The 11,996-nt window shown below is 73.0% G+C and carries 10 protein-coding genes; 6 read left to right on the top strand and 4 right to left on the bottom strand.

Annotated features, from left to right (window positions below):
- Positions 1 to 7: 7 nt before the first annotated feature.
- A complete protein-coding gene (locus ACRYRX_RS04790) occupies positions 8 to 1,225 on the bottom strand; it encodes an inorganic phosphate transporter (RefSeq protein ID WP_432510681.1) in 1,218 nt (405 codons plus the stop codon).
- Positions 1,226 to 1,443: 218 nt separating this feature from the next.
- On the bottom strand, positions 1,444 to 2,310 hold the full coding sequence (gene ppk2, locus ACRYRX_RS04785; RefSeq protein WP_432510870.1) for a polyphosphate kinase 2: 867 nt from the start codon (positions 2,308 to 2,310) through the stop codon (positions 1,444 to 1,446).
- A 132-nt stretch (positions 2,311 to 2,442) separates the two neighbouring features.
- Here ppk2 and ACRYRX_RS04780 point away from each other — a divergent pair, with 132 nt between their 5' ends.
- On the top strand, positions 2,443 to 3,954 hold the full coding sequence (locus tag ACRYRX_RS04780) for a CYTH and CHAD domain-containing protein (RefSeq protein ID WP_432510680.1): 1,512 nt from the start codon (positions 2,443 to 2,445) through the stop codon (positions 3,952 to 3,954).
- Positions 3,955 to 4,062: 108 nt separating this feature from the next.
- Entirely contained in the window at positions 4,063 to 5,802 is a 1,740-nt protein-coding gene (locus ACRYRX_RS04775; protein ID WP_432510679.1) for a putative bifunctional diguanylate cyclase/phosphodiesterase, read from the top strand.
- A gap of 371 nt (positions 5,803 to 6,173) precedes the next feature.
- On the opposite strand, the gene ACRYRX_RS04770 is transcribed toward ACRYRX_RS04775, so the two are convergent.
- Positions 6,174 to 6,809 carry a hypothetical protein gene (locus tag ACRYRX_RS04770; protein WP_432510678.1) on the bottom strand — a complete coding sequence of 212 codons (636 nt, stop codon included), beginning with the start codon at positions 6,807 to 6,809 and terminating at the stop codon, positions 6,174 to 6,176.
- Positions 6,810 to 7,472: 663 nt separating this feature from the next.
- Between ACRYRX_RS04770 and ACRYRX_RS04765 the strand changes: the two genes are divergently transcribed.
- Positions 7,473 to 7,910 (top strand): acyl-CoA thioesterase, encoded by a 438-nt coding sequence (locus ACRYRX_RS04765; protein ID WP_432510677.1) that lies wholly within the window; start codon positions 7,473 to 7,475, stop codon positions 7,908 to 7,910.
- Between the two features lie 6 nt (positions 7,911 to 7,916).
- On the opposite strand, the gene ACRYRX_RS04760 is transcribed toward ACRYRX_RS04765, so the two are convergent.
- Complete coding sequence (locus ACRYRX_RS04760) at positions 7,917 to 8,597, bottom strand: GntR family transcriptional regulator (RefSeq protein WP_432510676.1); 681 nt, start codon at positions 8,595 to 8,597, stop codon at positions 7,917 to 7,919.
- A gap of 98 nt (positions 8,598 to 8,695) precedes the next feature.
- Between ACRYRX_RS04760 and ACRYRX_RS04755 the strand changes: the two genes are divergently transcribed.
- From ACRYRX_RS04755 to gdhA, 3 genes are all read left to right on the top strand, one after another.
- On the top strand, positions 8,696 to 9,838 hold the full coding sequence (locus ACRYRX_RS04755) for an MFS transporter (RefSeq protein ID WP_432510869.1): 1,143 nt from the start codon (positions 8,696 to 8,698) through the stop codon (positions 9,836 to 9,838).
- Between the two features lie 17 nt (positions 9,839 to 9,855).
- Positions 9,856 to 10,386, top strand: a complete 531-nt coding sequence (locus ACRYRX_RS04750) for an SRPBCC family protein (protein ID WP_432510675.1) — start codon at positions 9,856 to 9,858, stop codon at positions 10,384 to 10,386.
- Positions 10,387 to 10,583: 197 nt separating this feature from the next.
- The gene (gene gdhA, locus ACRYRX_RS04745; protein ID WP_432510674.1) at positions 10,584 to 11,933 is read left to right on the top strand and encodes an NADP-specific glutamate dehydrogenase; all 1,350 of its coding nucleotides are present in this window, start codon (positions 10,584 to 10,586) and stop codon (positions 11,931 to 11,933) included.
- The last annotated feature ends 63 nt before the right edge of the window (positions 11,934 to 11,996 follow it).

Here is an 11,996-nt window from a genome sequence, read left to right as displayed (position 1 = left end):
GTCCCCCTCAGACCGCGGCCGGGGTGCGCTGGGCACCCTCGGTCGCGTCCCACTCGTCGTTGACGTTGCCGGCGTGCACGGGGTTCTTGCGGGAGTGGCGCAGGACGAACAGCGTGAACACCAGCAGCGCGAGGCTGATGACGAGGGCGCCGAGGACGCCGCCGCCGAGGCTGTGCCCGATCCACCACGTGAGGGCCCCGACGAGCCCGGCGGCCGGGATGGTCGTGACCCAGGCGACGACCATGCGGCCGGCGACCCGCCAGCGCACGGTGGCGCCGGGTTTGCCCAGCCCGGCGCCCAGGACCGACCCGGTGGTGACGTGGGTGGTGGAGAGGGCGAAACCCATGTGGCTGGAGATGAGGATGACGGCGCCGGAGGACGTCTCGGCGGCCATGCCCTGCGGCGGGGTGATCTCGATGAGTCCCTTGCCGAGGGTGCGGATGATGCGCCAGCCGCCGAGGTAGGTGCCGGAGGCGATCGCGACCGCGCAGGCGGCCTTGACCCAGAACGGGACGGACCCGGTGTCGGTCCAGTGCCCGGAGGCGATGAGGCCGAGGGTGATGACCCCCATCGTCTTCTGCGCGTCGTTGGTGCCGTGGGCCAGGGAGACGAGGGAGGCCGAGCCGATCTGGCCCCAGCGGAAGCCCTGGTCGGTGAAGCGCTGCGCGACCCCGGAGACGACCTTGTGGACGAGCCAGGTGCCGACGGTCGCGACGAGGCAGGCCAGGACGGGCGAGGCGAGCGCGGGGACGACGACCTTCCCCACGACGCCGTCGATCTTGCTGCCGTCGCCGTTCCAGTTCACCCCGGCCCAGCCGAGGCCGGCGACGGTGGCGCCGATGAGCCCGCCGAACAGGGCGTGCGAGGAGCTGGAGGGCAGGCCGACGAGCCAGGTCAGCAGGTTCCAGGCGATGGCCCCGACGAGCCCGGCCAGGACGATGAGCAGCAGGGCCGACCCGCCGCCGTCGAGGAGTTCGGGTCTGGGTGAGCCGTCCTTGGTCTGGATCTTGACGACGGCGTTGGTGACGGTGAGGGCGACCTCCACGGAGAGGAAGGCGCCGACGAGGTTGAGGATGCCGGAGAGCGCCACGGCCGTCTTGGGCTTGAGCGCTCCGGTGGCGATGGACGTGGCCATCGCGTTCGCGGTGTCGTGGAAGCCGTTGGTGAAGTCGAACGAGAGGGCGACCACCACGACGAGCACGAGGATGACGGTTGCAGTCTCCACGGAGTACAAGGCTCGCACCGTCACGGGGCTCGGGACGGCCGGAAGACCCCTCCCGGAGCAATGTTCATGTGCCGTTCACCAACGATCGGGAACCCGGACTCCTGAGCGCACGCTGCGCGACAGGGAGGCCCCGCACCGTCACCACCGCCCCACCCTCACTCACCCCTCGGCGATCGAGGACTCCCGTGTCCTCGACCGCCGGGGGCGGGGGTGAGGGGTCAGCCGGCGGCGGTCTCCGGCCGGCGGTCGGCCTCGAGGATGGTGCGGGCGTGCACGACGAGCAGCGGGTCGGGCTGCCCGACGACCCCGGCGTCCTTGCCGGTGTAGTCGAAGCGGTCCAGGACGTGGCGCATGGCGGCCAGCCGGGCGCGCTTCTTGTCGTTGGTCTTCACGACCGTCCAGGGCGCGAAGCCGGTGTCGGTCCGCTCGAACATCGCCTCCTTGGCCGCGGTGTAGTCGTCCCACCGGTCGAGGCTGGCGAGGTCCATCGGCGACAGCTTCCACTGCCGGACGGGGTCGATCTGCCGGATGAGGAACCGGGTGCGCTGCTCGGCGCGGGTCACCGAGAACCAGAACTTCACCAGGTGGATCCCGTCGTCGGTGAGCATGCGCTCGAACAGCGGGACCTGGCTCATGAACCGGTCGTACTCGGCGGGGGTCGCGAAACCCATGACCCGCTCGACGCCGGCGCGGTTGTACCAGGACCGGTCGAACAGGACGAACTCCCCGGCCGCGGGCAGGTGCTGCACGTACCGCTGGAAGAACCACTGGGTGGACTCGCGCTCGCTGGGCTTCTCCAGCGCGACGACGCGGGCCCCGCGCGGGTTGAGGTGCTCCATGAATCGCTTGATGGTGCCGCCCTTGCCGGCGGCGTCGCGGCCCTCGCACAGGACGACCAGCCGCTCGCCGGAGTCCTTGAGCCAGCGCTGGAGCTTGAGCAGCTCGATCTGCAGGAGCCGCTTCTCGCGCTCGTAGTCCGCGCGGCTGAGCCGCTCCTCGTAGGGGTAGTCCTCGCGCCAGGTGTCGGCCACGCGCCCGTCGGCGAAGAGGAGCTCGGGGTCGTCCTCGTCGTCTCGGACGGACATGCCCAGGTCGGGGTTCAGCTGCACGGTGGACAGGGAACCCCCGGCGCCCCGTCTGTGAAGGTCCCCGGGATGGCCGTGCGGTGAACACCTCCTGAACAGGCGAACGGGTGAGGGGTCGGGTAGGACGGGTGGATGAGCACGCAGCACGGCAGTGGGAACGGTGGGCACGGCACGCAGCACGAGGAGGTCGAGCTGAAGTACGAGGTCGACGACGACTTCACCCTCCCCGACCTCGACGGCCTGCTGCCCGCCGAGCCGGAGGAGGTGCAGCACCTCGTCGCGACGTACTTCGACACCGCCGACTCCCGCCTGGGGGCCGCGCAGACCACGCTGCGCCGCCGGACCGGCGGTGAGGACGCGGGCTGGCACGCGAAGCTACCCGGCGCCAAGGGCGCCCGCCGCGAGATCCGGCTGCCGCTGGGCCGCCCGGGCACCGTCCCGGCGAAGCTGCGCGACCTCCTGCGGGCCCAGACCCGCGGGGCCACCCTCACCCCGGTCGCCGAGCTGCGCACCGAGCGCAGCGTGCGCCGGGTCCGCGCGGACGACGGGTCCGTGCTGGCCGAGGTCGTCGACGACCGCGTGCGCGCCGTCCGGCTGAACGGCGAGGGCGAGCCGTCGGCGTGGCGCGAGCTGGAGGTCGAGCTCGTCGGCGGCGACCGGGACCTGCTGGACTCCATCGACGCCCGGCTGCGCGACGGCGGCGTCCGGCGCGCCGGGCACACCTCGAAGCTGTCCCGCGCCCTGGGCCGCGCCGAGACCGCCGAACGGCTGCACCGCAAGTCCTCGGCCCGCCGGGTCCTGCAGGCGCACCTGGCCGAGCAGGTGCACACGATCGTCCGGCAGGACCCGCTGGTGCGGCTGGACGCCGAGGACGCCGTCCACCAGATGCGGGTGGCGACCCGGCGGCTGCGCAGCGCGCTCAAGACGTGGCGGGCGCTGCTGGACACCGGCGTGACCGAGCCGCTGCGGGCGGAGCTGACGTGGCTGGCGGGGGTGCTGGGTGAGGCCCGCGACGCCGAGGTGATGCGCGACCGGCTGCTGGCGGCCGTCGACGACGAGCCCGGGGCCGCCCGGGTCGGGGAGGTGCGGGAGGTGCTGAGCAGCACGATGGACGCCCGGTACCGGGCCGCGCACGACCGCGTCCTGGCCGAGCTCGACGGGCCGCGCTACCAGGCGCTGCTGGCCGCGCTGGACGAGCTGGCGGCCGGGGCGCCCTGGACGCGCGCGGCGCGCGGGCGGGCCGTCGACGTGCTGCCGCCGCTGCTCGGCAAGGCGCACCGCGGCCTGCGCAAGCGGGTGCGGACCGCCGTCGGCACCGGTGAGGACGAGGCGTTCCACGACGTCCGCAAGAAGGCCAAGGAGGTCCGGTACGCCGCCGAGGCGCTCACCCCCGCCTTCGGGAAGCGGGCCAAGGAGTACGCCAAGGCCGTCGAGGGCGTGCAGGAGGTCCTCGGCGACCACCAGGACTCCGTCGTGACCCGCGACCTGCTGCGGGAGCTGGCGACCCCGCAGGCCGGGGTGGCGGTGTTCACCTACGGCCGCCTGCACGCCCAGGAGGAGGCCCGCGGCGTCGTCACCCGCGACGGCTTCGACGCCGCGTGGCGGGTAGCGTCGCGTCCGTCGCTGCGCGCCTGGCTGGGCTGACCCCGGGCCGGCGCGCCCCGTCGGCCGATCAGGTGGTTCAACGTGTCCCCAGGTGAACAGCCGCCGACCGCGCTCGGGTCGGCGGGTCCCGGTGCCGAACGGGCGGACGTGACGATCACCGATGCCGTGCGGCTCAGCTCCCTGCCCGCGCAGTCCGCGGTCTCGTTGTGGGACCTGTCCTCCCCCGCGTGGGTGGTCCCCCCGACCATGACCTGCGGGCAGCTCGACGCTCGGCTGCGCGGCGGAGGCGGTGAGGCGCACTCCAGCGTCGTGGTCCGCGACCCCCGCGACGGCCGGACCGGCTCGGTGCAGCGGACCCGCTTCGAGCGGGCCATGAGCGGCCCGTTCGGGTTCGGGCGCGCGCTGCTGCACCGCCGGTCGGTCACGGCGGTGACGGTGTTCGACGAGCCGGTGCTGCCGCCGTCGGCGACGCTGGGCGACGCCCTCGCGACGATCTTCGACCGCCCCGAGGAACGCCGCTACGACGACCTCGTGCTGCGCCGCGGCGACGCGTGGCGGCGGTTGCCGGTGACGGCGGTGCTGGAGGCCGCGGCCTCCCGGATGGCCTGGCACGCCAGCCGCGACCCGCTGACGGGCCTGGCGAACCGGGCGGCGTTCTTCAGCCACCTCGAGCACCTCGTCACCGCCGCGCGCGGGGCCGGCGACGCCCGGATCGGCGTCGTGTACGTCGACCTCGACCGCCTCAAGGCCGTCAACGACTCCCTCGGGCACGCCCTGGGGGACGCGCTGATCCGCTCGGTCGCCGAGCGGTTGCGGGCCGCCTCGCGCCCGGGGGACGTCGTCGCCCGCCTCGGCGGCGACGAGTTCGCCGTCGCGTGCCGGCTCACCGAGACGACCCCCGGCGGCGCGCGCCGGGCGCTGGAGGACATCGCGACCCGCCACCTGGAGGCCGTCCGCGCGCCCGACCCCGACCTGGACGACGCGGCCCGCAGCAGCGCCAGCGTGGGGGCCGCGCTGTCGGGCCCGGTCGACGGCGCGGTGCGCGTGGACGCCCTCGTGCGCGAGGCCGACACGGCGATGTACGCGGCCAAGCAGGCCGGGGGCGACCGCGTCAGCGGCGTCCACGCCCTCGGGCTGGTGCCCGAGCAGGCCGGCGGGTTCGCGCGGGCGCTGCGCCGCGGGGAGGTCGTCCTGCACCACCAGCCGATCGTGGACGCCCGGACGGGCCGCGTCCTCAGCGCCGAGGCCCTGGTGCGCTGGCAGCACCCGCGCGCCGGGCTGCTGGGCGCCGACCGGGTGCTGCGCGCGGCCCGCGAGGAGGGGCTGTCGGTGGAGCTGGACCGCTACGTCCTGCGCCGGGCCCTGGAGCAGCACGCCCGCTGGCGGGGCGTGCCGGGTGCGCCCGGCCTGGTCAACGTGAACGTCTCCCCGACCGGCCTGGCCTCGCCGACGTTCGCCGAGGGTGTGCTGGGCCTGTTGCGGGACACCGGCACCGACCCCGGGGAGCTGCGGCTGGAACTGCCCGAGACGGCGTCGCTGGCGGCCGTGCGGTCGGCGGCGCCGCAGTTGCAGCGGCTCGCCGGGGAGGGCGTCGCGCTGGTGGTGGACGACATGGGGGCCGGGGCGTCGAGCCTGCGGCACCTGTCGGCGTTCCCGGTGCAGGGCCTGAAGATCGACCGCTCGTTCGTCGCCGGGATGCTCGACCGCGACGGCGACCGCGCGGTGGTGGAACTCCTGGTGAACCTCGGCGCGGGGCTCGGGCTGCGCGTCACCGCGGAGGGCGTGGAGACGGCCGAGCAGGCCCGGGAACTGCGCGACCTGGGCGTGGACGCGTTGCAGGGGTTCCACATCGCGCGGCCGGCGCCGGCGGCGGAGCTGTTCGGCTGACCCCTGGACCACGCAGAGAACGTTCAGTCGTGCAGGGCTGTTGCGGCAACGTCGCCACGACTTCCTTCGGACAACAGCGCAAGGGCGTCCATCGAGCCGCTGCAAGGTCCCCTGTCCGCCAAGTCGTCACCGTCGTCATCGAGGTGCTCGACCGCATCAGCACTGCGTACTCGTGCTGCCGGCGCGACACGTACTGATCGACGCTGGAGGTGTTCCCCTGGTGCAGCCCGTGAGACGATCGCGCCGCCGTCAGCCGCGGCGAGGCGACCGACGACGGGCGCCGCGCCGAGCTCTTCAGGCTGTGCAGCGCGAGGCCGAGCGGCCGGGAACACGGATCATCCATTCGTGCACGACGCTTGGATCCCCCGAGATCAACCATTGGGGAAGAGCAGGACGCAGGTGGCCATCTTCGGGGCGAGCGTGCCCAGGATCCAGAGCGCCGCGCAGCACCAACAGAAAGGGATGAACCAGCATGCGGCGAAAGAAATCATCGTCTCGGCGATCATCACAGTGATGCAGATCTCCTGCGCGGTCATCACTGGTGAGGCCGGCTGCCTGCCCATCTCAGGATCGTCGACATCGGTCACCGCGCGACTGAGACGTTCTTCGAGAAGGTTCAGCACCCCATCGACCCAGCCCTCACGAAGGGCTCCGACGACCCGGCGCACAATGCTCAAGACCTCTTCGGCATCAACAGGACTGAGGGAGTCCTGCTCCAAGAGGACTTCGCGGATTTGGTCGTCCACGTCACCCAGGAGATCTTCAAGACCTCGCCTTTCAGCCTCCTGGCGCGATGCCTGCACGAAATCCAGCCAGTCACTCCGAGATCGACGCTCGCGAATCGCTTCGACAGCAACCCCGTACTGGGCGCGCGCGATACGTCGATAACGCTCGGCGCCGGCCATGTGCATGCCTTGCAAATCGGGGCCGAACCCGGTCACGCGGGCCCGATCTCGCCGATTCAGCCGCCGGATGGCTTCAAAATTCGCCTCGACGGCGACGTGCATGGTCCGCACCACGTCGCCGAATCCAGTTTCCCGGAGGATTTCACCAACCCGTTCTCCAGCGGCGGTGGTCCCGGAGTCACAGCAACCCATCGCTTCTCCAAGTGTGTGAGCACGAACCAGGGTGAACTCGGTCAGCGAGGTCGACGAACTCCTGCATCCGGACGAATGACTGCCGAATAGCGCGGAGAAAACCTCGGTACGCGGGATCCGCTGATCACTCGCCCCAACGGGCCCGCATGCTGTCTTACTCGCCCCGACCGCCGGTGTCCACCCCCGCGGGGAATTGTTGTCCGGGCCCCACCATCGCCATGAGCACCCTGGACTACTCTGGTGATCACCGCACCAGGACCCCGAACGCCGCGGGCGAGTCTTCGCGAGGGTGAGCAACAGATGCACAGAGCACACGTTCGCGACAGACGACTGGCCTCTGGAAGAGCGCCGAGTGCGCTGTGATGGCGTCCCGGTCGAACACGTTCGAGCACGCGGACACGACCCACCCACCACGGTGACCGACGCGGGCGGGCAGGACACGAAGCAGGCTCGGGGCTGCGCGACCTGGGCGTGGACGCGTTGCAGGGGTTCCACATCGCGCGGCCGGCGCCGGCGGCGGAGCTGTTCGGCTGACCTTCCCGGACCGCCCCGGATGACCTAGATTGTCCTGACATGGAACCCCTGACGGCGCCCGGCGAGGACTCGATCAACTTCAGGACTCGCAAGTGGGTGAGGCCCGAGGACCTCAACGCGAACGGGACGCTGTTCGGCGGCAGCCTGCTGCGCTGGATCGACGAGGAGGCCGCGATCTACGCGATCCTCCAGCTCGGCAACGGCAAGGTCGTCACCAAGTACGTCTCGGAGATCAACTTCGTCTCCTCCGCCCAGCAGGGCGACCTCATCGAGATGGGCCTGCGCGCCACGGCGTTCGGCCGCACGTCGCTGACCATGCGGGCCGAGGTCCGGAACATGATCACCCGTCAGAGCATCCTGACGATCGAGAAGATCGTGTTCGTGAACCTCGGCCCGGACGGCCAGCCACTGCCGCACGGCTACACGACGATCACGTACGACCGCGACCGCATCCCCAGTTCGATGCAGGCGGGCTGAGGGCCCTCACCCCGCGGGCCGGGGGTCGGTCGGCGTCTCCACGATCGCCAGACCCCGCCCGCGCAACCGCCGGCGCTCGCGCTCCAGGTGGCTCAGCACCCGGTCGGCCGCCCCCCGGCCGTGGGCGGTGACCAGGCCCGCGGCGGCGGCGGCGTCCCGGGCCAGCACGGCGTCGAGGATGCCGAGGTGCTCGGCGCGCGCCGCGGCCCGCGAGCGCGCCGAGCGGACCTCCAGCCAGCGGGTGCGGGCGAGGCGGACCAGCGCCCCGCTCACGGCGTCGGCGAGGAAGGGGTTGCGGGACAGGCGGGCCAGCGCGACGTGGAAGTCGGCGCCGTCGCGCAGGCCGGTGCCCTCGTCGGCGGCGGAGGCCTCCTCGGTGGCGGTCCGCAGGGCCAGCAGTTCCGCCTCGGTGGCGCGCTCGACGGCGAGGGCGACGGCGGCGGTCTCGACGGCCAGGCGGTACTCGGCGATGGCGCGGACCTCGGTGAGGTCGAGGGGGGTGACCCGCCAGCCGCGGCCGTCGCGGCCGGTGAGGCCCTCGTTCTCCAGGCGGGCCAGGGCCGCGCGGACGGGGGTGCGGGAGACGCCGAGGAACTCCTCCAGGCCGCGTTCGCTGAGCTTCTCGCCGGGTACGAGGTCGAACCCGAGGATGGCGGCGCGCAGGGTTTCGTAGGGCCCGTCGGACACGCGTCCTCCTCGCTCAGCACTGGTACACCGCATTGGTATACCGTTCTGGTGTGCCACCGTACACCGCGCCCGTCGCGATCCCCCCGGCCGCGTGGCGGATGCTCACCCTCGGGATCGCCGCGCAGGCCGCCGGCACGCTCCTGGTCAGCACGCCGGTGTACCTCATCCCCCTCCTGCACGTCCGCGACGGCCTGTCGCTGTCCCGCGCGGGGACCCTCGCCGCCGCCCCCACCCTCGGGATGGTCCTGACCCTCGTGGCGTGGGGCGCGCTCGCCGACCGGTTCGGGGAGCGGTGGGTCATCGTCGGCGGCCTCGGGCTGACCGCCGCGTTCGCCCTGGCCGCCGCCCCCGCGCACGGCCTGGTCGCCCTCGGCGTCCTGCTCGGCCTCGGCGGGGCGGCCTCGGCCAGCACCAACGCCGCCAGCGGCCGCGTCGTCGTCGGCTGGTTCCCCCGCGAGCGCCGCGGCCTGGCCATGGGCCTGCGGCAGATGTCCCAGCCGCTCGGCGTGGCCGTCGCCGCCGTCGTCGTCCCGCCGATGGCCGCGCGGTACGGGCCCGGCGGCCCGCTGCTGCTGTCGGCGGTCGTGCTGGCCGTGCTCGCCGTCGCCTGCGCCGCGGGGATCCGCAACCCGCCGCGCACCGCGGCCGGGGCCGGCGCCGAGGCGCCGAACCCCTACCGCCGCGACGGTTTCCTGTGGCGCGTGCACGCCGTGTCGGTCCTGCTGGTGGTCCCGCAGTTCACGCTGTCCACCTTCGGGCTGGTCTGGCTGACGGTCGGGCTCGGCTGGGGCGGCACCGCGGCGGGGCTGCTGATGGGGTTGTCGCAGTTCGTGGGGGCGCTGGGGCGCATCGGGGTCGGCGCGCTCAGCGACCGGGTGGGCAGCCGGGTGCGGGTGCTGCGCTGGGTGTCCGCCGCGGGGGTCGTCGTGCTCGTCGCGCTGGCCCTGACCGGCAGCACCGGCTGGGCCGCCGCCGTCGGGGTCGTCCTGGTCCTGGCGACGACGGTGTCGGTGGCCGACAACGGGCTGGCGTTCACGTCGGTGGCCGAGGCCGCCGGGCCGCGCTGGTCCGGCCGGGCCCTGGGCCTGCAGAACACCGGCCAGTTCATCGCCGCCTCGGCCGTCGGGCCGGGCGTGGGGGCGCTCGTGACGGCGGTGGGTTTCGGCTGGACGATCGGCCTGGTCGCGCTCGCCCCGCTCGCGGCGCTGCCGCTGGTCCCGCGGCGCGACCAGCACTCCTGACGGGGGAGGATGGGGCCGTGGAACTCCTGGGCGACGCGGTCCTGCACGGTGGTGAACGGGCGACGCTGCGGCTGGCCCGCGAGTACCCGCACTCGGTGGCGGCGGTGTGGACGGCCCTGACCGACCCCACCCTGACCCGGCTGTGGTGGGCGGACCTGCGCGCCGACCTGAGGCCGGGCGGGCGGTTCGACCTGGAGTGGCTGACCGGCCCGCCCGGGGAGCTGGAGTGGTGGCCCGGGCAGATCACCGGGTTCGACCCGCCGCGGCTGCTGGAGCACACGAACTCCGAGCACGGCCTGCTGCGCTGGGAGCTCGAACCCCTCGACGTGGGCGCGCTGCGGGCCCGCACCCGGCTGCGGCTGACCAACGACCTGGAGGGCGAGGACGCCTGGGTCCCGATGTCGCTCGCGGCCTGGCACCTGCACCTGGACCAGCTCGAGGTCGCCCTCGACGGCGGGAACGTCGACTGGAGCGCCTGGGGCACCGCGACGAACCTGCGGCTGCGGGAACTGCGCGCCGCCTACGCCGCGCACCTGCCGCGGCCCTGAACCGCCGGACGGTTCCCGGACCGCTGCCGGACCACGGCCGGACGACGGCCGGACGACGTCCGGTCGCCGACGGTGCCGGGCGCCCAGCGGTCCCGAAACGCCCTCGAGCGCCCCGGCCGCCCCCGTCTGGATAGCCTCGACGTGAGCGTCTCGCACCCCGCGGACGGGACCGACCGGCCGAGGAGGCTCCACCGATCATGGCGCACGACGTCCAGACCGACATCGATCGGATCTACGAGGAGGTGATCCGTCGCAACCCGGGTGAGGCGGAGTTCCACCAGGCGACCCGGGAGGTCCTCCACACCCTCGCTCCCGTGCTGGCCAAGCGTCCCCACTACCTCGACATGAAGATGATCGAGCGCATCTGCGAACCCGAGCGTCAGATCATCTTCCGCGTCCCGTGGCAGGACGACCGTGGAGAGGTGCACATCAACCGCGGGTTCCGGGTGGAGTTCAACTCGGCGCTGGGACCGTACAAGGGTGGTCTGCGCTTCCACCCGTCGGTGAACCTCGGCATCGTCAAGTTCCTCGGCTTCGAGCAGATCTTCAAGAACGCCCTGACGGGCATGCCGATCGGCGGCGGCAAGGGCGGGGCCGACTTCGACCCCAAGGGGCGCAGCGACGCGGAGGTCATGCGGTTCTGCCAGTCGTTCATGACCGAGCTGTACCGCCACCTCGGTGAGTACACCGACGTACCGGCCGGGGACATCGGCGTCGGGGGCCGGGAGATCGGCTACATGTTCGGCCAGTACAAGCGGATCACCAACCGGTACGAGTCCGGGGTGCTCACCGGCAAGGGCCTGGCCTGGGGTGGAGCGCAGGTGCGTCCCGAGGCCACCGGCTACGGCCTGATCTTCTTCGTCCAGGAGGTCCTGGCCGCCCGCGGCAGCTCCCTGGACGGTCGGCGCGTGGTGGTCTCCGGTTCGGGCAACGTCGCGCTGCACGCCGTCGCCAAGGCGCAGCAGTACGGCGCGCAGGTGGTGGCCTGCTCGGACTCCGAGGGCTACGTGGTGGACGAGTCGGGCCTGGACGTGGACCTCCTGCGGCAGGTCAAGGAGGTGGAACGCGCCCGGCTCAGCGTCTACGCCGAACGTTCGCCCTCGGCGCGCCACGTCAGCGGCGGCTCGGTGTGGGACGTCCCGTGCGAGGTCGCGCTGCCGTGCGCGACCCAGAACGAACTCGACGAGGCCGCAGCCGCCGAGCTGGTCCGGAACGGGTGCGTGCTGGTCGCCGAGGGCGCGAACATGCCGACGACGGCTGCGGCCGTGGAGGTCCTGCGGTCCGCGGGTGCCGCCTTCGGCCCGGGCAAGGCCGCCAACGCCGGCGGGGTCGCGACGTCGGCCCTGGAGATGCAGCAGAACGCTTCACGCGACTCCTGGACGTTCGAGCGCTCCGAGGCCAAGCTCGCGGAGATCATGCGCGACATCCACGCCCGGTGCTTCGAGGCCGCCGAGGAGTACGGGCGTCCGGGTGACTACGTCCTGGGCGCGAACTGCGCCGGGTTCGTGCGGGTGGCGGACGCGATGCACGACCTCGGCGTCGTCTGACACCGTCAGGAGCGTTGCCCACCGTTCCCGCCCCGGCCGCTCCCCCCCGTGGCGGCGGGGCGG

Origin of the sequence: Kineococcus lubricus, from assembly GCF_050871965.1 — a bacterium.
Lineage (GTDB): Bacteria > Actinomycetota > Actinomycetes > Actinomycetales > Kineococcaceae > Kineococcus.
Note: the sequence above shows the minus strand (reverse complement) of the source record. Positions and strands in the feature narration are given on the sequence as shown.